Origin of the sequence: Chitinophaga deserti (genome assembly GCF_003149455.1) — a bacterium.
Taxonomy (GTDB): Bacteria; Bacteroidota; Bacteroidia; order Chitinophagales; family Chitinophagaceae; genus Chitinophaga; species Chitinophaga deserti.
In genome coordinates this window covers 189,201-209,660 of record NZ_QFFK01000002.1, presented here as the reverse complement: position 1 = coordinate 209,660, position 20,460 = coordinate 189,201, and the positions used below count along the sequence as shown (strand labels likewise).

At 52.8% G+C, this 20,460-nt stretch carries 10 protein-coding genes; all 10 read left to right on the top strand.

The window, feature by feature from the left end; genetic code table 11:
• Positions 1-31 precede the first annotated feature (31 nt).
• The 10 genes from DEV76_RS04830 to DEV76_RS04785 all read left to right on the top strand — a co-directional run bounded on the left by DEV76_RS04830 (position 32) and on the right by DEV76_RS04785 (position 20,359).
• On the top strand, positions 32-2,776 hold the full coding sequence (locus DEV76_RS04830; protein WP_157962719.1) for a SusC/RagA family TonB-linked outer membrane protein: 2,745 nt from the start codon (positions 32-34) through the stop codon (positions 2,774-2,776).
• Between the two features lie 18 nt (positions 2,777-2,794).
• Positions 2,795-4,441 carry a RagB/SusD family nutrient uptake outer membrane protein gene (locus DEV76_RS04825; protein WP_109695682.1) on the top strand — a complete coding sequence of 549 codons (1,647 nt, stop codon included), beginning with the start codon at positions 2,795-2,797 and terminating at the stop codon, positions 4,439-4,441.
• A 21-nt stretch (positions 4,442-4,462) separates the two neighbouring features.
• Positions 4,463-7,516 (top strand): SusC/RagA family TonB-linked outer membrane protein, encoded by a 3,054-nt coding sequence (locus DEV76_RS04820; RefSeq protein WP_109695680.1) that lies wholly within the window; start codon positions 4,463-4,465, stop codon positions 7,514-7,516.
• A gap of 18 nt (positions 7,517-7,534) precedes the next feature.
• Positions 7,535-9,283, top strand: a complete 1,749-nt coding sequence (locus DEV76_RS04815) for a RagB/SusD family nutrient uptake outer membrane protein (protein ID WP_198651945.1) — start codon at positions 7,535-7,537, stop codon at positions 9,281-9,283.
• Positions 9,284-9,315: 32 nt separating this feature from the next.
• The gene (locus tag DEV76_RS04810) at positions 9,316-11,598 is read left to right on the top strand and encodes an alpha-galactosidase (protein ID WP_198651944.1); all 2,283 of its coding nucleotides are present in this window, start codon (positions 9,316-9,318) and stop codon (positions 11,596-11,598) included.
• Between the two features lie 110 nt (positions 11,599-11,708).
• Positions 11,709-12,278, top strand: a complete 570-nt coding sequence (locus DEV76_RS04805; protein ID WP_109695676.1) for an RNA polymerase sigma factor — start codon at positions 11,709-11,711, stop codon at positions 12,276-12,278.
• Positions 12,279-12,343: 65 nt separating this feature from the next.
• A complete protein-coding gene (locus DEV76_RS04800) occupies positions 12,344-13,462 on the top strand; it encodes a FecR family protein (RefSeq protein ID WP_109695674.1) in 1,119 nt (372 codons plus the stop codon).
• Positions 13,463-13,691: 229 nt separating this feature from the next.
• Positions 13,692-17,084 (top strand): TonB-dependent receptor, encoded by a 3,393-nt coding sequence (locus DEV76_RS04795; protein WP_198651943.1) that lies wholly within the window; start codon positions 13,692-13,694, stop codon positions 17,082-17,084.
• Between the two features lie 17 nt (positions 17,085-17,101).
• Complete coding sequence (locus DEV76_RS04790; protein ID WP_109695670.1) at positions 17,102-18,883, top strand: RagB/SusD family nutrient uptake outer membrane protein; 1,782 nt, start codon at positions 17,102-17,104, stop codon at positions 18,881-18,883.
• 60 nt (positions 18,884-18,943) lie between these two features.
• Positions 18,944-20,359, top strand: coding sequence for an arylsulfatase (locus tag DEV76_RS04785; protein ID WP_109696649.1), 1,416 nt, complete (start codon positions 18,944-18,946; stop codon positions 20,357-20,359).
• Positions 20,360-20,460 lie beyond the last annotated feature (101 nt).

Below are 20,460 nucleotides of genomic sequence, written 5' to 3'. Positions count from 1 at the left end.
ATCAAGGCAAGAACACTTAACAATGGTAAACATGAAAAGCATTACGCTATGCTGCCTGGCAGGTATGGGATTTTGCACGGCCGCCTATGCCTATGATGGCGGAAGGACAGATACCCTTTTTCCGCCCGCCGGCGTCATTCACCGCGACACGGCCGACCTTCTGCTCCGGCACACCGCCACCCTGTCCGGTTACTCTGTTTCCGGCTCCGTATTGAATCAGGCGCCGGTAGCAGATGTCACCAACAGTCTTTCCGGAAGGTTTCCCGGGCTGTACCTCCTCCAGAGTACCGGCCAGCCGGGGTTGGATGCAGGGCTCTTCAGTCTGCGCGGTCAAACGCCTACCATTCTTCTGAATGGCGTTCCGCGTAATTACACAGACATTGACCTGAACGACATTGAATCGGTAACGGTTCTGAAAGATGCGGCAGCCACGGCGCTGTATGGCGCCCGCGCACAGGGAGGCCTTTTACTCATTAAAACCAAGCGGGGGCTGAATGCGCCGCCCGTTGTTTCCTTCACGGCGCAATATGGTGTTCAGGACCCAACGCAATTGCCAAACGTCCTCAACTCTTACGATTACGCCACGCTCTATAATGAAGCGCTGCGTAACGACGGGCGTGCGCCGCTTTATTCCGACCAGGAACTGGAAGCTTACCGCACACACAGCGATCCTTACCGGTACCCCGATGTAAACTGGTACGATGAGGTGCTGAAACGCTCCACTCCCATTGCCCGCATCAACCTCAATATGCGCGGCGGAACGCAGAAGGCATCCTACTTCGCATCGGTAAGTTACCTGGACCAGGCGGGGATTTTTAAAACCGACGGGTCTAACACCTATAGCACCAATGCCAATTACAAGCGTTACAACCTCACAGCCGGACTGGATATTCAGCTTGACCGTGATACCGAAGTGGGGCTTAACGTACTGGGGAACCTCGGCAATTCGCAGGAGCCCGGCTTCTTCACCAGCTCTACCTTCTTTAATATGGCCAGTACTCCGCCCAATGCCTACCCGATCTTCAACCCGGACGGTTCGCTGGGTGGCAACAGTGATTACCGCAACAATATTTTCGCGCAGCTGAACCGGGGCGGTTACCGTACCAACAGTACGAGGAACCTGGCGGTAGACGGCAGGGTGAAACGGTATCTGCCATTCATTACCAAAGGTTTGTATGCAGCGGCTAATGTATCGTTCTACTCATCTTATTTCGAGACGGTGAATTTCGCCAAGAACTTCCCTGTATTTAAAATGAACATCGATGCAGCGGGAGATACTACTTACCAGAAGTTCGGCGATGTAAGCGCACAGCAGAAGAATCCCGATGTAGCGCAGGTGAACCGCCAGTTGTTTACACAGTTTATGCTGGGGTACGATAAATCCCTTGGGCAGCATAATATATCTGCCCTGCTGCTTGCGCATCGCGATCAGAATACCAACGGCATGGAGCTGCCTGCAGAAATGTGGCAGTATGGTGCGCGAGGCGATTACAATTGGAAAGAACAATTCTATGTACAGTTGAACGCCATGTGGGCCAGTTATAACTACCTGCCTTCTGCCACGCGCCGTGTGTTTCTCCCATCCGGTTCCGTAGCCTGGGATGTGATGCGCTCCGGCCTGATCGGCAGCAATAATATTATTACCGCGCTGAAGCCCCGCCTCGCTTATGGCTATACCGCCAATGCCAATGCGGGTTACTTTGCTTATAACCAGTCTTATTCAGGAACAGCAGGATATACTTTCGGTGTTTCACCCGTGGGTACGGGTGGTGTTGCAGAAGGCAGTCTTGTGAACCCGCGGCGCGATTGGGAAATAGGAAAGAAATTCAATGCAGGGATCGATGGCAGCTTTTTCAACGGACATCTGCAACTGGGAGCCGATTACTTCATCCACCGCTTTGTAGACCTGATTCAGGCTCCGGGGCGCAGCTCTGCACTGCTGGGTAACACCTGGCCGGTGATGAACCTCGGGCGCAATGAGTATCGCGGGTTTGAAGCCTATGCCGGTTACCGCAACAATGCAGGTAGCCTGCATTATAATATTACCGCCAACCTGTATTCCGAACAATCGAAAGTGCTTTTCCAGGACGAGATAGGCAGGCCATACCCCTGGCTGGAACGGACGGGTAAACCTGTAGGTGTTCCTTTTGGATATGAAACGATCGGGTATATGACCGAAGCAGACATCACCGCAAAAGCTCCCACTGTTACAGGATACACCGCAGTTCCCGGAGACCTGAAGTTTAAAGACCAGAATGGGGATGGACTGATTGATGCTGATGACCAGGTACAGATCGACCGGTTGAAGCCTGTATATTATTATGGCATGCAGCTGGGGCTGGCATGGAAAGGTTTTGATCTGAACGCCGTATTCTATGGCACGCAGAACCGCACTATTAATTTAGGGCGCAGCAGTTACTGGGAGTTCCAGGGCCTTGGTACTCCTGTATTCGGTCATCACCTCCAACGCTGGACGCCTGAAACCGCTGCAACTGCAGAATACCCCCGCCTTTCTGCAGGCCCTAATCCTAATAACCACGCTCCTTCATCCTTCTGGATCAAAAACGCGGATTACTTCCGCCTCAAGAACCTCCAGCTGGGATATACTTTCCAGCAGGCATGGCTGAAGTCGGTGAGGCTGAAAGAGGCGCGTGTATTTGTGACCGGGTATAACCTGCTTACTTCTACGAAGCTGAAAGATCTGGATCCGGAATCTTACTCGCTGGGGTATCCCAACATGCGCGTGTTCAACGCCGGCATCAACATCAAATTTTAACCGCCAAAGCCAACAATCATGATGAAAAGGAACAGTCAATATATATGGATGGGCCTGGCCTGTGTGGCGCTGGGCTTTTCCGCCTGCCAGAAATCGCTGGAAGATGGGCCGCTGGAGTTGCTGACGGAAGAATATGTTTTCGACCGTACCGATCCCCTGGGCCAGCGTGCCAACGCTTACCTCACCGATATGTATTCAAGCCTACCCCAGGGTTTCAACCGTATTGGTAATGATGTGCTGGATGCCGGGTCAGACGATGGCATGTCGTCTGAAGTAAATTCAACCATCGAATTTTTTAAAACCGGAAGAATAACCAATGGTTTTAACCCAGACGACGCCTGGGCACGCCAGTACATGCTCATCCGGAAGGCAAATATTTTCCTCGCCAATATAGACGTGGTGCCCGTGGCCGATTCGCTGAACAAATACTGGAAAGCGGAAGCCCGCTTCCTGCGCGCCATCAGCTACTTCGAACTCTATAAACGTTATGGAGGGGCAGTGCTGCTGGGCGACCGTGTATTGCAAACCTCCGATAATTTTAACCTGCCGCGAAACGCTGCGGAGGAAGTGGCAGATTATATCGTGAAGGAATGTGATGCTATTAAAGATCTCGTGCGTCCGCAATTATATTATGATGTAGATCTGGGCCGTATTACCAAAGCTGCGGTATTGGCACTGAAGGCGAAAACTTTGCTGTATGCTGCCAGTCCGTATATGAACCCCTCGGCTACTACGGCTCAATGGCAAACTGCGGCGGATGCTGCGGAAGAAGTGCTGGCCAGTCCGTACCACCGGCTGGAGGCTAATTTCGGTAACGTTTTCCTCACACGCAACAGCCCGGAAATTATATTGGCTTACCAGACGGCGGCTAACTCCAATGTAGAGCGCCAGAACGAGCCTATCGGTTACCAGCGTGGCGGGCGTGGTATTACCAGTCCTACCCAGGAGCTGGTGGATGCTTTCCCTATGAAGTCGGGCTTGCCGATCAGTGACCCGGCATCCGGCTATGATCCGGCCAATCCATATAAAGACCGTGACCCTCGTTTTTACCTGACTGTTTTCCACAATGGCATGAGCTGGCTGGGCCGCCCCATTGAAACTTTTGAAGGCGGGAGAGATAAACCGGGTAATGGTATTGCTGCTACGCGCACCGGCTATTACATGCGCAAGTTCATGACCTCTTCCGGCAGTGCATCATCTTATTCCAATGCCAACCACAACTTCCCGATTTTCCGGTATGGGCAAACGATGCTCGACTGTGCGGAGGCACTAAACGAAGCACAAGGCCCTGTGGCACGCGTGTTTCAGCTGCTTACCGACATCCGTAAACGCGCTGGGATCGAAGCTGGTGCCGATGGTAAATACGGCATCCCCGCTATTACTGATAAAACCGTGATGCGCACGTTTATCCGCAATGAGAGAAGAACGGAAATGGCTTTTGAAGAACAGCGCTTCTGGGATATACGCCGGTGGAAAATAGCGGAAACGGTACTCAGCGGTTCCCTTCACGGCATGAAGATCACCAAAGCGGCTAATGGTGCGCTTACTTATGAGCGTGTGCCTATCCAAACGGTATCCTTCGATGCGCGGCGGATGTACCGCTATCCCATACCGCTGCTCGAAGTGCAGAAAACACCCGCACTCGGCCAAAATCCCAACTGGTAATCTTCCTAAAAACCGAAAACTATGAAGCGGATCGCTTTATTCATATTTATCCTTTCACTCTGCAGCGCACAGCTAATGGCGCAAAGCGGAAAGGTGCTGAAAGGCACTGTTGTGAATGCCAATAACGAACCGGTGGTAAATGCCACCGTCCAGGAAAAGGACACGCAGAACGGAACGGTGACAGACCTTACCGGGAAGTTTGAACTACGCCTCAAAAGCAATAGCGGCATCCTGCTCGTTTCACATATGAGCTACCTCGCCAACCAGGTAAAAGTACCTTCCGGCGACGTGCTTAACATCCGGCTCGAACGCCGTTCTATCGACATCAACGAAGCGGTGGTGGTAGGCTATGGCCGGCAATCAAAAAAGAGCATGACCTCTTCCGTATCGAGTGTGAAAGGTACCGAGCTGAGCAAAAGCTCTTCACCTACCCTCGGTAACGCGCTTACAGGAAGACTTTCCGGTGTTACCAGCCTTCAAACCAGCGGGCAACCCGGTGCTGATCTTGGAAACATCTACGTAAGAGGACAGGGAAGTTTCAACGGCAATAACCGCCCCATGATTATTATGGACGACATTGAAGTGGGGTACGATGTGTTGGGAACAATGGACGTAAACGAAGTAGAAACTATTTCCGTGTTGAAAGATGCGGCCTCTACATCGGTATATGGTATCAAAGGTGCAAATGGCGTTATACTCATAACTACCAAGCGTGGTAAAACCGGCCCGGCAAAGGTGAACTTCCTTACAGAGCACGGTATGCAAATGCCTACGGCGCTGCCTAAATTTCTCAACTCTTACGAGTCGGCCCTGCTGCGCCGCGAAGCCTGGATGAACGAAGGGAAAGACCCTGTGGTGCAGGAGCCCGGCTTCCTCTCCGATGCTGCCCTCGAAGGGTACCGTACCGGCTCCGATCCTTACCTATACCCTGATGTAAACTGGTATGAAGAAGTGCTGAAGAAAAGCTCATATCAGAACCGCAATAAAATCGATATCTCCGGCGGAACGGAACGAGTAAAATACTTTACCTCTTTCGGGTACGATTACCAGAACGGCATCTTTAAAGATTTCAGTAAATCGCAGGGATATAATGCTAACTATTATCTCAAGCGCTATTCTTTCCGCTCCAACCTCGATATGAATGTTACCAAAACCACGCTCATTAAAGTGAGTGCGTCAGGCAACTTCAATGAGGTGAACAGTCCGAACGGAACCAGTGATCTGTACAGCGCCATCAGTGCTTTCCAGAACCTGCCTCCGTATGCTTATCCTATTTATAATAAGAACGGTACGCTGGGGGCAGGAGGATCTACCCTGTTCCGCAACCCGGTGGGGCTGCTGACCTATATGGGTTACAACCGGGACTATACCAATAAGATCTACACCAACATGAGCATCAACCAGCAGCTGGATTTCATTACGCCGGGCCTTTCCGCGCGCTTCCTGCTGGGATATAATAACGATAACAAACATACCCGCAGCCTTACCCGGGGCAACTTCCCCTCGTACCGGTACGATGTGGTGAACGACCTGTATGAGCCGCGCGACCAGGGTGTTACCAAACTGGACCCTCCCAGCCGCGGAGGAACATTAGGACTGGTAAACCATGACTTTACCAACATCCTGCAGGTAGATTATGTGCGGAATATTAAGAAGCATGGATTTACCCTCATGGGCCTGCTGAATTCTGCCAGTCACCATCGTGGCAGCAACAGTGCCGGTGCGGATGAGAAAGTAATTTATGCGGAAAGGGGCTTCACCGGAAAGGTGACTTATAACTACGACCGTAAGTACCTGCTGGAGTTAAGCGGCGCTTACAATGGTTCCGACCGTTTCAAAGGCAGCCAGCGTTATGCATGGTTCCCCGCGGCATCGGCAGGCTGGAACATCAGCGACGAACCATTCTTTAAAAACAACATCAAAGCCATCAGCAGCCTGAAGCTTCGCGGGTCTATCGGCTTAACGGGAACCGACGATGTGGGTACCAACAGTTACGTGTATGAGCAGGTGTATCAAAGCAACGGGACTGTTTATTTCGGTGAAGTATCCACCTCTTTTCCCGGTATTATCGAAGGAACGCTGGGCAATGATAATGTAACCTGGGAGAAAGACCGTAAGTGGAACATTGGCCTGGATGCTGCAATGTTTGAAGGCCGGCTGGGCGTTACCCTCGAATACTTCGACCGTTTCCGTTACGACATCTTAACTACCCGCTCCGTACCTACCATAGTGGGTGTAGGCCTGCCGCCGGTTAACCTCGGCAAGGTGCAAACGCGCGGGCTGGAACTGGAGCTGAACTTCAACGACCGTAAGGGCGACTGGGGTTACGGAATCACCGGCGTATTCTCTTTCCAGAAAGGTAAAGTGGTGGAGCGCGATGAGCCGGAACCCCGTTATCCGCACCTCCGCCGTACGGGCCGCCCCATAGATCAGCCTTTCGGTTACATCTGGGATGGCTTTTATCAGAATCAGCGGGATATCGATACCAGTGCCAACCCTGCAGGTACACTCATCCCCGGAGCGCTTAAGTTTAAAGACATCAATGGCGATGGAAAGATCGATAACAACGACCAGGTGCCCATTGGTTACTCCCGCGTGCCACAGATCCAGTATGGATTTACACTTTCACTTTCCTGGAAACAGTTTGATATGAGCATACTGCTGCAGGGCGCGGCGCTGTATAGTGTGAAGTTTGAAGGGCAGGCCTCAGCACCATTCCAATCGAACCTGCTGCCTATTCACCAGGAGCGCTGGGTGCCGGGTAAAGGCAATGATGCGAAGTTCTATTCGCTGGCTGCCACCACGGCACAAAGCAACGGGTCTATGTCTACCTTCTGGCTGCGCCGCGGCGATTACCTGCGTATAAAGAACGTGGAGCTGGCTTACCGCCTGCCTCGCTCCGTTGCGCAACTGGTAAGGCTGGAAGGTGCGCGCATTTACGCCAATACCTACAACCTGTTTACCTGGTCGAAGATGAGTGACCTGTATGCCCAGTGGGACCCTGAGCGGCCCGATGGTAATGCGAATTATCCCATCCAGCGGATTATCAACGCAGGTATTCAAATCAATTTCTAACCTGAAATGCTGACAACAATGTTGATTCGAAAATATGCAGGCTATGCCGCAGTGCTGCTGATAGCGGTAACAGGCTGTAAGAAATCGTCTGACTTCCTGGACGCAAAAGTGCCGAGCGATCTTAATGAAGAAACCGTATTTGCCGACAGTGCCCGTACCATGAACTTCCTCAACAGGATGTACACACAGGTGCAGCACAGTTCCCTGCCTGTGAACTACCTCGGTGTGCCAACGGATGTGTGTACCGATAATGGAGAAGTGTCGTACACAGGCTCGGGACAGGCAGGAGTGATGTATAACAATGGTTCGTTTACGCCGGCAAACTGTCCGTTTAATGGCATGTGGAACGACTGTTACGCCAACATCCGCCGCGCAAACCGTTACCTGTCCAAGTTACCGGTGGTACCGCTCAGTAAAGGTCTGAAAGACCGGACGGAGGGCGAAGCGAAGTTCCTGCGTACTTGGTACTACTTCTTGCTGTGGCGTACATACGGCGGTGTGCCTATAGTGCCCCTGCTGCAGCTTACCGATGAGCTGAACCTGCCGCGCAATTCTTATCAGGATGTGGTGGATTACATGCTGAAAAGCCTCGACGACGCCGCTGTGCTGCTCCCGTTTGATCATGAATCGCAGGACTATGGCCGTGCTACCAAAGGAGCCTGCCTGGCGCTGAAGTCGCGCATTCTGTTGTATGCTGCCAGTCCGCTGTATAATGGTGAAGGCATTTCCACATTATCCGGTTTCGAAGCGGCGAAGGCTTTCGTGCAATCGCCTAAGGATGCTAACCGCTGGGTGCTGGCGAGAGATGCGGCACAGGCAGTGATCAATCTGAACAAATACAGTTTGTATACAGACAATTCACAGCCGGGATATGGTTACTACAAAACCTTCCTTACACGTGTAAATAATGAAATGATTTTCTGCTTTATGAATGCACCGGGGCGTTCGCTGGAGTTCCTGTTCCTGCCGAAATCCCGCGCACCGCAGAGCAACGTTTCTTTTGTGTTCCCAACTCAAACAATGGTGGATGCATTCCCTATGGCCAATGGTTTGCCCATCACCGATCCGGCTTCCGGGTACGATGAGAAGGATCCGTATGCAGGGCGCGAGCCACGGTTCAGGTATTCCATCTTAACCAATGGTACTGTTTGGAGGAACAACAGCGGCACCTACTCTGCCATCAGCACTTATTTCATGGCGCCTAACGATGGCATGGGTTCCGACCCCAATGGCTATGCCACCCGCTTCGGTGCATATGTACGCAAGATGCTGGATGAAAACGTAACAGGCAACCAGGGCAGTACCGAGCATAATTATCCGCTTATCCGATATGCAGAGATATTACTGAACCTGGCGGAAGCAGAGAACGAGATTGCGGCCGCACCTACGGAGGCTGTGTTCCAGCCCATCCGTGATATACGCCGCCGTGCGGGAATTGCAGCGGGTGCTGATGGTAATTATGGTATCCCCGTAACAGCCGATAAAGCACAGATGCGTGCCTTCATCCTCAACGAGCGCCGGATAGAGCTGTGCTTCGAAGGGCACCGGTTCTGGGACAACCGTCGTACAAAAACTGCTGACCAATTCGAAGGCTCCCCCGGAGGTATGCCTTTCTATGCTACCAAGATCACGGGAAGCGCAGGCAACTGGCTGTATGAAAAGATCGAAGCGGAGAAGCGCTTCTTCCGTCCGGAAATGTATTACGTGCCACTGCCACAAGGCCAGATCAACGTGGAGACGAACCTGGTGCAAAACCCCGGCTGGTAATCAGAAATTCCAAATGTGCACAACATAGATTGATGAATAGACAACGTGTAATGATGACAATGCTCGTGGGTTTCGCACCCATGAGCATTGTTGCTCAACAGCTGCCCGTACTTCCGGTTAAACAGGAAATGCGTGGCGACTGGATGCTGGAAAGCGGGAAGAACAAAGCTGGCGTTTACAAATCAGGAAAAGATATTGTACTGACCAATGGCCTCATGGCCCGCACTTTCCGCGTAGGGGCAGGCTGTGCTACTGTAGGGCTTGAAAACGGGATGACCGGCCAGCAGGAACTGCGGGCTGTACGGCCGGAAGCAGAGCTGGTGATAGACGGGAAAACATGGGCAATAGGCGGCCTGCAGGGGCAGCCGGTGCAGAACTTCCTTACTGCTGCGGCCATCGACAATATGACGGCAGACACTACAGGATTCCGTTACCGCGGGTTTGAAACCGGCCCCACGCAGGCCCGGTTTCCCTGGAAGCGAAATAAAGCATGGCTCACGGAAGACCTTCCCTGGCCCGCTCCCGGCAGGCGGATCACTTTCCGGTACGAGGGCCCGGCTGCCCTGAAAGGCGTGGCCCTTGAGGTAGTATATGAGCTTTACGACGGCATGCCCGTGATGAGTAAATGGATGCGGCTGGTGAACAACAGTCGCCAGCCATTGCGCCTCGAACGGTTTAAATCGGAAATACTGGCACTGGTAGAAACCGCGCCAAAGGTAGACGCCGGCTCCCCAAGGGAATACCGCATCCTCGGCAGGAAGGAATCGCCGCAGAAAGAAACCCAGACCGATGCCCCGCGCGATTACATAGACCGGTTCACGCAACTGTTTGTTGTAACCGACTACGCCATGGGCGGCGATATGGAGGCGATGAAAGATAACCCCGGCGTGCGATGGGTGCACGACCATCCGGAATATGAGAAAACCGGTATCCGGTATTATGGGCAATACAAACCCGCACGGGTTGAATGTACGCCGCCTTTCGGGCCGGATGTTACACTGGCTCCCGGTCAGGAATGGGAATCGTTCAGGGCTTTCGAAATGCTCCGCGATGCTACTGACGATGAGCGGCGAGGCCTTGCAGAAATGCGCTTCTGGCGTGCCATGGCCCCCTGGACGCAGGAGAATCCCATGTTTATGCACGTGCGCAGCGCAGAAACCGATGCCGTTAAACTGGCCATCGACCAATGTGCCGAAGCAGGCTTCGAAATGGTAATCATGACATTCGGGAGCGGGTTCAACATCGAACAGAAAGATGCCGCTTACCTGGAACGCATGAAAATGCTCGGGGATTATGCCCGCAGCAAAGGGGTGGCCCTTGGCGGCTATTCCCTCCTGGCAAGCCGCGGAGGCAAACCGGAGAACCTGATCATCAGCGAGCGTACCGGCCAGCCGGCCACTAATCCGCAAAACGGCGCCCACTTCGGGAAAACACCCTGTCTCAGTACCCATTGGGGCGATGAATACTTCCGGACACTGAAAACTTATTTTAATACCACCGGCATGAACGTTTTTGAAAACGACGGCGCTTATCCCGGTGATGCCTGTGCTTCCACAGAACACGCTTTCCATAAAGGGTACCACGATTCCCAATGGACCCAGTGGGAAAGGATACATGCTTTTTACAAATGGTGCCGCGGTGAAGGGATTTACCTTAATGTACCCGACTGGTTCTTCCTCTCGGGCAGCAGTAAAACCGCGATGGGGTATGTGGAAACGAACTGGTCGCTGCCGCGGGAGTTCCAGGAAGTGATTGAGCGGCAGAACATCTACGACGGTACCTGGCAGAAAACGCCTTCCATGGGCTGGATGTTTGTACCGCTGACGCAATACCATGGCGGCGGGGCAGCAGCTACTATTGAGCCGCTGCACGAGCACCTGGGCCATTACGAGCGCCGCATGGCCAACCTCCTGGGTGCTGGGGTACAGGCTATTTACCGGGGCCCCCGGTTGTTTGATACGGAAGAAACGAAGGCGATGGTGAAGAAGATGGTGGCCTTCTACAAATCCCGCCGCGCTATCCTCCATTCAGACATCGTACACCTCCGCCGGCCCGACGGGCGCGACTGGGATGGTATTCTCCACGTAAACCACCGGCTGGATACCTGCGGCTTTGCCATGTTATACAATCCCCTGCCGGAGCCTTTAACCCGTACCATCAAACTTCCGCTCTATTATACAGGCCTGAAGGATGTGGCAACCATTACGGTGATGGGCGCTGCTCCACGGAAGTATATGCTTGACAGCAGGCAAAATGCCTTTGTGACCATCACTATTCCGGCGAACGGATACGTGTGGGCGGAGGTCAGGAAGTAGTTCACTTTTTCTCATAACGCATACTCGCAGTATTCCCCCGGGGCCTTTTGGCACCGGGGTTTTCATTTTATGCCCGAAAGTTCTACTTTCGTGAGCATTGCGCTGGCGACATGGGAGCATATTTAACGTATACGGACAGTGAACTGCTTGAACAACTCAGGGCCGGCAACCGCCAGGCCTTCGAGGAGATCTATCGCCGCCATTGGAAAGATATGTACCGCACCGCTTACCTTATCCTTCACGACGAAGCTGCCAGTACAGACATTGTACAGGACATTTTTGTATGGTGCTGGGAAAAGCGCGAAGCGATGCAGGTATCGTCTCTGGGAGGGTACCTCGCCATGGCCGTACGCTATAAAGTCGCCAATTACATCCGCCGGGAAAAAGTGCGTGCCCGGTTTTTCGATGAAGTGGAAAAGCTGCAGATCCCCGAAGGTGGGGAAGAACTGACCCTTGAGCTGAAGGAGCTGCGGGTAATTATTGCCCAGTTTACCGATGAGCTGCCCGGCCGCTGCCGCGATATATTTTACCTCTCCCGCTTCGAATACCTCTCCAATAAGGAAATCGCCGCCCGCCTGGGCATCTCAGAGAAAACGGTGGAGAACCAGATCACCATAGCCCTGAAGCGCCTGCGGATGAGGCTGGGCGCACTGGGGGCCTGGATGGTACTTTTCCTGTAAAAAAATATTTGCCCCGCTTTTGGGGGATGATGCTTTGCGGGGTGCCGATAGTATAAGCACCGCCTATGCGCAAAGAAGATTTTATAGCATTATCAGCCAGAGTTACAGATGGTTCCGCTACGGACGAAGAGATCGTCCGGTTCAACGCCTATTACGACGCACTGCTCAGTTCCGGAGGGGATGTACCCGCTTTCCCGGACGAAGAAGCACTGCTGGCAGGCATCCGTCGCAGAACGGCACCTGCTCCTGTACGCAGGTTACTGTGGCTGAAAATATCTGCCGCGGCAGCCGTTGCCCTGGCCATTGCGGCCGGTGTGTGGATGTATGGGGGGAAAGATGCCGGTCCGCTGGTGGAAGCACCACCCGCCCGACAGCACATTGCGCCGGGTAGCAACAGTGCTTTCCTTACCCTTGCAGATGGCCGCCGTATTCCGCTGGACGATGTAAAGGCCGGCGATGTGGCCAGCCAGGGCAATATCAAAATTACAAAAACCGCTTCGGGCGAAGTGGTGTATGAAGCACAGCCCGGTTCAGGGAATACTAGTGGCGCGCCTGCCTGGAATACACTATCCACACCCCGTGGCGGGCAATTCCGCCTCCTGCTGCCCGATGGTACGCGGGTATGGCTGAATGCGGCCTCGTCGTTAAGGTTCCCCGCAGCGTTCGATGGAAGTGAGCGGTTGGTGGAGCTCACGGGAGAAGGGTATTTCGAAGTGGCGGCCGATAAAAAGAAGCCTTTTGTGGTGCAGGCGCATTCCCAGCGGGTGAAAGTACTCGGTACGCACTTCAACGTACAGTCTTATCCCGATGAACCCTTTGCCAGAACTTCCCTGCTGGAAGGCAGTGTGGAAGTAACCGCAGGGCAGCGTACCGCCCGCCTAGCACCCGGCGAGCAAAGCAGCCTCAATGGCAAAACAGGGGAGCTGGTTACAGGTCCTGCCGACGTTTCGGCCGCTGCGGCATGGAAGAACGGATACTTTGTTTTTAATGATACTTACTTGTCAGACGTAATCAGGCAGCTGGCCAGGTGGTACGATGTACAGGCCGATATGGATCGCCTGCCGCGTATCCGCTATACCGGTACCATACCGAGGAATGTACCGCTGTCTGCCGCTTTGGATATGCTGGAGATTACGGGCAATGTAAAATTTGAAGTCAGCCAAAATACCATTCACGTTAAGTAAAAAACTAAAGCCGCCTATGCAGTAAAAATGAATCGGCCATAATGCAAGACCGGCCACGTTGCAGCGTGACCGGCCGGTGCCAGGCAATATTTATCACGTTCAGTTAAAAACGAATTCCATCACCTAACAAAACAAATGTATGACTTTAAACATGCATTACGGGGGATTATTGTGCCTTCCCGGGAAGGGCTCCCCTTTATTCACACTACAACCAAAACTATTAAGGGTTATGAAACTGACCATCCTGATGCTAACGGTGGTCCTGATGCAGGTTTCGAATGCTGCTTATTCGCAAAAGATCACCATACAGGCTGAAGAGGCCTCACTTAAATCGGTATTAGCTTCTATTCGCCAGCAATCGGGCTTCCAGATGCTATATAGCAACGAGGCACTGGAGAAGGCGGGCACGGTTACCGTACGCCTCAAAAACGCGACGCTGGAACATGCGCTGGCACAAATTTTCAGCGGGCAGCCGCTTACCTACAAACTGGAGGGCAATATGATCCTCATCAGCATGAAGCCACAGGTAACCAGCATGATCTCCATTATGCCACAGGCAAAAGAAATGACCGTGACCGGTGTAGTGGCGGCCGCCAATGGCGATCCCGTTCCCGGTGCATCTATCCAGGAACGCGGTACCGGCAACGGTACCGTAACCGATGGCACCGGCCGCTTTACCCTCCGCGTGAAAAGCGATACCGCTACCCTCATCATCCGCTCTATGGGCTTTGCCACGCAGGAAGTAAAAGTGGCTTCCGGAGAAATGCGCATTGTGCTGAAAGACGATCAGGCTGCACTGAGCGAAATCGTAGTGGTTGGATTTGGCACTCAGAAGAAAGCCAACCTCACCGGTGCCGTAAGCACCGTTAGTATGGATGAAGTACTGGGCAGCCGGCCGGTAAGCGGAACCGCTCAGGCATTGCAGGGCGCCGTTCCGGGATTACAAATCACTTTCGGATCGGGGCAGCCGGGAAGCGGTGCTACCGTTAACCTCCGCGGCTATGCTTCCATCAACGGCGGCGGTCCGCTGGTACTGGTAGATAACGTCCCGATGGCGATAGATGATGTGAACCCGAAAGATATCGAGAACATCACCGTGCTGAAAGATGCGGCCGCGTCTTCTATTTACGGCGCCCGCGCAGCTTTTGGCGTTATCCTTATCACAACTAAAAAAGGAAAGCGGAATTCTCCCCCGCGCTTCAACTACTCGAATAACTTCACCTGGAGCAAACCTGCTTCCCTCCCCGTAAAAGCCACACCCATGGAAATGGTGCAGTCGCTGAAAGATTTCGGTACCACCAGTTACTGGAGCGGACAGGACGTGGATAAATGGCTGGGTTATCTGAAAGAATACGAACAGGATCCGGGCAAATATCCCTCCGGCGAAGCCATCCTCAACGGCCTGCATTACCCCCTCGCAGAGCAGGACCTGTATGGTGCGCTGTTTAAAGGAGGTATGGAGCAGCAGCACAACTTCTCCTATTCGGGAGGTTCAGAAAAATCGACCTACCGCGTTTCTGGTGGCTATTCCGGGGAAGACGGGATTATGGTTTCCGGGAACGACAAGCTTAACCGGTATAACTTCAACGCTAACCTCACTACCGATCTTACTTCAAAGCTCCGCTCTTCCGTAAGCGTCTTTTACCGGAACGATCATCGTAAAACACCTTCGGCACTGAGCGATCTGTTCTACAATGCCATTACGCTGGCATCGTTCGTTCCCATTGGCGAAGCTGTTGCCAACAATGGCCGGAAGCTGCCTTACAGCACGCCTAATAATGTGGCACGTTTGGAAGCGGCGAATGTAGGGAAGCTGGAAAACATCCGCCTGTTCGGTAAACTGGAATATACCCCCGTTAAAAACTTCCGGGTTGATGCGGAATACACATTCTACAAAAACACGGATAACAGATACAATACGCGCCTGGTGAACGATTACATCGATCCCAGTACTTACGATGTAAAAGCGTTCTTTACCAACTCGCGGTTCACCCGCAGTCTAGCGCAGGCCAACCACCACGCATTTAACCTGTATGGTACATATACTGCGGCATTATCGGGGGGCCATAACCTGAAAGCTATTGCCGGTACGAATATGGAAATCGATAAAGGAGACAGCCTTACTACCTACCGCGAAAACCAGCTGTCTGCCTTTGTGCCTACCTTATCAGGTTCTTCCGGTCCTGCCAATTCAACGGATGCATATCCTCAGTATGCGGTGCTGGGTTATTTCGGGCGTATCAACTATGATTACAAAGGCAAATACCTGCTGGAACTGAATGGCCGGTACGACGGGTCCAGCAAATTCCCTCCGGGCGACCGCTTCGGTTTCTTCCCTTCCGTATCTGCAGGTTGGAATGTGATGGAAGAGAAATTCATGGTATTCGCGAAGAACACAGTGCAGCAATTCAAAATGCGTGGTTCGTTCGGGGAGATCGGGAATCAGAATGTAGATGATGATTTCCCTTACTTCCCCGGCATGCAGCCGGGCCTCTCTGGCTGGGTAGATGAGAATGGCGTGCGTGCGTCGTCATTGGGGGCTCCCACATTGCCCAGCGGCCGCCTTACCTGGGAGCGCGTGCAAACGCTGAATGGTGGTGTGGACTTTATGCTGCTGAATAACCGCCTTGGCATTACGTTCGATATTTACAACCGCAAAACATTGGGCATGTTGGCTCCTGGCGCAGCGCTTCCTGCTCCATTGGGCATTAAGGCACCTAACCAGAACGTAGCCGATCTGGAAACGAAAGGCTGGGAACTGGAAATCAGCTGGGGCGATAAGATCGGTGAATTCACCTACGGCTTTGGCCTGAATGTGTCCGACAACCAGACGCATATTACTCGATATCACAACCCCGGCGGCCTTATCTCCAGCTTTTACGCCGGCCAGAAGATCAACGAGATCTGGGGATATGTGACTGATGGGTTTTATACCATAGACGATTTTGAGAAAGGATCGCTCAACGCCAACCTCACCGGAGGCAAACTGCTTCCCGGGATACCCTTCTTTAAAAGCATCGCTCCTAATCCCGGAGATATCCGGTATGCCGATCTGAATGGTGATGGTATCATCTTCAGTGGTAACGGAACGCTGGCCGATCCGGGCGACCGTAAGATCATCGGTAACGCTACCCGCCGCTACCAGTTCGGGATGTTTGGTAATGCATCGTATAAAAACTTCGATCTCAACTTCTTCCTGCAGGGAGTGGGGAAAAGGGATCTGTGGATGGGCACCCGTCTCTTCTGGCCCTACCAGGATCAGTTCAGCACTATTTATAAGCACAACCTCGACTACTGGACGCCTAACCGTACCAACGGATATTACCCGCGGGTATATGCCAACGGCAGCGGCAATACCGCAACCAGCCGCAATGTGCAGACGAAGTATTTACAGAACGGCGCTTACCTGCGTGTGAAGAACGTGACCCTCGCCTACAGCGTGCCCCGTCACATACTCGCCAAAGCTAAGATCGAAGGGCTGCGCATTTTCGCTTCCGGCGAAAACCTGTTCCTCTTCGACCATCTGCCAAAAGGCATGGAAGGTGATGCCAGTAACATCGCGGAAGGCGGTATATACCCTTCCCTGAAGAAATACAGCTTCGGCATGAACCTTTCCTTCTGATCCAAAAAACTGACAACATGAACTTTCAACGATATATCATAGCCGGTTGCTTCGCCACACTCATGCTTCAGGGATGTAAAGATTTCCTGGACCTGCAGCCAAGAGATGAGCTTACCGAAACATACACTTTCACCAATTACCAGAACTTCAAAACATACGCCTGGAACTTTTATGAAGTGTTCCCCGGTTACGCCGGTGCTACCGTGAATTCGGAATATAATACCGACCTGTTCCTTAACGCGAATCCCAATGGTATCTCCGACTGGATCTGGCAGCGTATGACCATCCCTGCCGAAAGTGAAGACTATACAAATGGCTACGCCCGTATCCGAAATGTGAATATCATGCTGGCCAATATAGACAATGCTACGAACCTCACAGAGGCTGACCGTAAACATTGGCGGGCTGTGGGTCTTTTCTTCAGGGCCTACAATTATTACCAGCTGGTAAACAAATTCGGTGGGGTGCCTTACATCGAAAAACCATTGTCAGACACAGATGCCGAATTGCTCAACGCCCCCCGCGCACCACGTTCCCAGATCACGGATAAGCTCCTCGAAGAGCTGCAATGGGCGGAAGCGAATATTAAAGCGGATGGTGATGGTGAGAATACCGTGGATGTGCATGTAGTAAGGGCTTTCATTTCCCGCTTTGGTGTGATGGAAGGCGCCTGGAGGAAATACCACCAGCTGGGCGATCCTAAGCCTTACTTCACTGCCAGCGCTGCAGCGGCACAAAAACTGATGACCAGCTTCCCTTCGCTGGCCCCCGGCTACGACGATGATTTCAACAGCGAATCACTGGCCGGTGTGCAGGGCATCCTGCTATACAGGCGCTATGAGATCGGGCAGGTGACGCACTCCCTCGCTTCGCTGGGACGTAACTCCTCCGGCCGCTGGGACCTCACAAAGAAAGCGGCAGACATGTACCTTATGCGCGACGGGCAAACCCGGTGGACCAGCCCACAGTTCCAGGGTGATAAATCTCCCTTCACCGAATTCCGCTCCCGCGACCGCAGGTTGTATTTCACCACTCCGCCGCCTTATAAAGTGAATACCGTACACCCCAGCTACGACTTCACACTCACGGCCGATCCTGCAGACAGGGAGTATATCGATACCATGCAAAACATCTCCAATGAAAAGCGGAAAACGCTCCCTACCCTCAACTGGCAGGGCATCGTACTGCGCCAGGAGCCGCATTATGTGGATTACACGCTGGGCCAGCCTTTCTGTGTAACCTATACGGGTTACCGCTTCAGTAAGTTCAGCAATAAGATCGCAAGGATTCAGAACCAGGATATCAACGACGCACCCATTTTCAGAATGGGAGAGGTTCTGTTGAATTATGCGGAAGCGAAGTATGAACTGGGCGAGTTCAACCAGTCAATAGCCGATGCTACGATTAATAAACTGCGCACCCGTGGAGCCGTTGCTCCACTGCAGGTAGCCGCTATCCCTAACGACCCTCAGCGCGATGCTGCGGTAGAACCGCTGCTCTGGGAGATTCGCCGGGAACGTGCGGTAGAACTGATGGGTGAAGGCTTCCGGTTCGATGACCTGCGCCGTTGGAAAAAGATGGAATACGCCATGGCACAGAAACTGGGCCGGTGGATTAAGAAAGGTACGGATGTGGCTGCGGATGCGAAGATTCCCATTCTCAACAATGCCACGGAAGGTTACATCGCCTACGAAGGTGTGCCTCCCGGAACATGGCCTGAATATTACTATCTCTACCCCATCCCATCCAACCAGCGGGTGCTGAATCCTAAGCTGGATCAGAACACCGGGTGGAAGTAACAAACTGATTTCTTCATGGCCGGTTATCCATTTAACCGGCCTTTTTTTTATCTTATCGACATGAAAAAACACTTTCTGACAGCGGGAATGCTGGTGATGGCCACTATCACTATGGCACAGCAGCGGAAGCCCAACATCGTGTTTATCCTGGCAGATGATCTCGGATATGGCGACCTCGGGGTATACGGACAGCAAAAGATCAAAACGCCTAACATCGACCGGATGGCGAAAAACGGAATGCGTTTCACTTCCTTTTACGCCGGTACCTCTGTATGCGCACCATCGCGCTCCAGCCTCATTACCGGCCAGCATACAGGGCATACCTACATCCGTGGCAACAAAGAAATACAGCCCGAAGGCCAGGAGCCCCTGGCAGATACAGTTCAGAGTATGGCATCGCTGCTGCAGCAGGCCGGTTATACCACAGGAGCCTTTGGCAAGTGGGGGCTGGGCATGGTAGGTACCACAGGGGCGCCTGACCGTAAGGGCTTCGATAAATTCTTCGGGTATAACTGCCAGCGGCAGTCGCACCGGTATTACCCCACCCATCTGTGGGATAACGATCAGAAGGTAGTGCTGGAGGGGAATGACCTCACCAATAAAGTACATTACGCACCGGCGCTGATTCAGCAGAAAGCGCTGGATTTTATTGATGAGAATAAGGGGAAGCCTTTCTTCCTGTTCATCCCGGTTGTGCTGCCACATGCAGAGCTGCAGGGTCCTGATGATGAATGGTTTAAAATGTATGACGGCAAGTTCCCTGAAACGCCGCATAAAGGAAACGGTTATGGACCGGGAGCCACCGTACCGGGGTATGCATCTGTAGATAAGCCCCGTGCCACGTATGCAGGTATGGTGTCGCGGATGGATGCTTACGTGGGCCAGGTGATTGCGAAACTTACTGAGCTGAACCTGATGGATAATACCATCATCATATTCACGAGCGATAATGGTGCGCACTTCGAAGGCGGGGCGGATATTCCTTTCTTCAACAGCAGCGGCGGCCTCAGAGGCGCCAAGCGCGATCTGTATGAAGGCGGTATTAAAACGCCCTTTATCGTGCAATGGAACGGGAAAGTAAAGCCCGGCACCACCTCCCGCCACACGGGTGCTTTCTGGGATGTACTGCCCACCTTTGTGGAAATAACCGGTGCCCCCGCACCGCGGCATACCGATGGTATTTCCTTCCTTCCCGCTCTTTCCGGCAAAGGCCGCCAGCAAAAGCATGATTACCTGTACTGGGAGTTCCATGAAAGCGGCGGACGGCAGGCAGTGAGGATGGGTAAATGGAAAGGCGTACGCCTCGATATCAGGAAGAACCCTGATGCCCCGGTGGAGCTGTATAATCTCGAAAAAGACCCTGCTGAGAAGAACAACGTAGCCGCCAACAACCCTGCAATCGTTCAGGCGATGCGGGAAAAGATGGCGGAAGCACATATAGAATCACCCATTTTCCCGCTCTTAAACGGGAAATAATGCATAATCCGCCCCGGCTCATACATAACTGATGTGGTGCCGGGGCGGGCATTTCAGATAGGCAGCGCTAAAATACTGGTACAATTTGTTAAAATACGCTC

Bases quoted from the DNA above. Each gene is read 5' to 3' on its own strand.
- DEV76_RS04830 (WP_157962719.1), top strand. From the start codon at position 32: ATGAAAAGCATTACGCTATGCTGCCTGGCAGGTATGGGATTTTGCACG.
- DEV76_RS04825 (WP_109695682.1), top strand. From the start codon at position 2,795: ATGATGAAAAGGAACAGTCAATATATATGGATGGGCCTGGCCTGTGTG.
- DEV76_RS04820 (WP_109695680.1), top strand. From the start codon at position 4,463: ATGAAGCGGATCGCTTTATTCATATTTATCCTTTCACTCTGCAGCGCA.
- DEV76_RS04815 (WP_198651945.1), top strand. From the start codon at position 7,535: ATGTTGATTCGAAAATATGCAGGCTATGCCGCAGTGCTGCTGATAGCG.
- DEV76_RS04810 (WP_198651944.1), top strand. From the start codon at position 9,316: ATGAATAGACAACGTGTAATGATGACAATGCTCGTGGGTTTCGCACCC.
- DEV76_RS04805 (WP_109695676.1), top strand. From the start codon at position 11,709: ATGGGAGCATATTTAACGTATACGGACAGTGAACTGCTTGAACAACTC.
- DEV76_RS04800 (WP_109695674.1), top strand. From the start codon at position 12,344: ATGCGCAAAGAAGATTTTATAGCATTATCAGCCAGAGTTACAGATGGT.
- DEV76_RS04795 (WP_198651943.1), top strand. From the start codon at position 13,692: ATGAAACTGACCATCCTGATGCTAACGGTGGTCCTGATGCAGGTTTCG.
- DEV76_RS04790 (WP_109695670.1), top strand. From the start codon at position 17,102: ATGAACTTTCAACGATATATCATAGCCGGTTGCTTCGCCACACTCATG.
- DEV76_RS04785 (WP_109696649.1), top strand. From the start codon at position 18,944: ATGAAAAAACACTTTCTGACAGCGGGAATGCTGGTGATGGCCACTATC.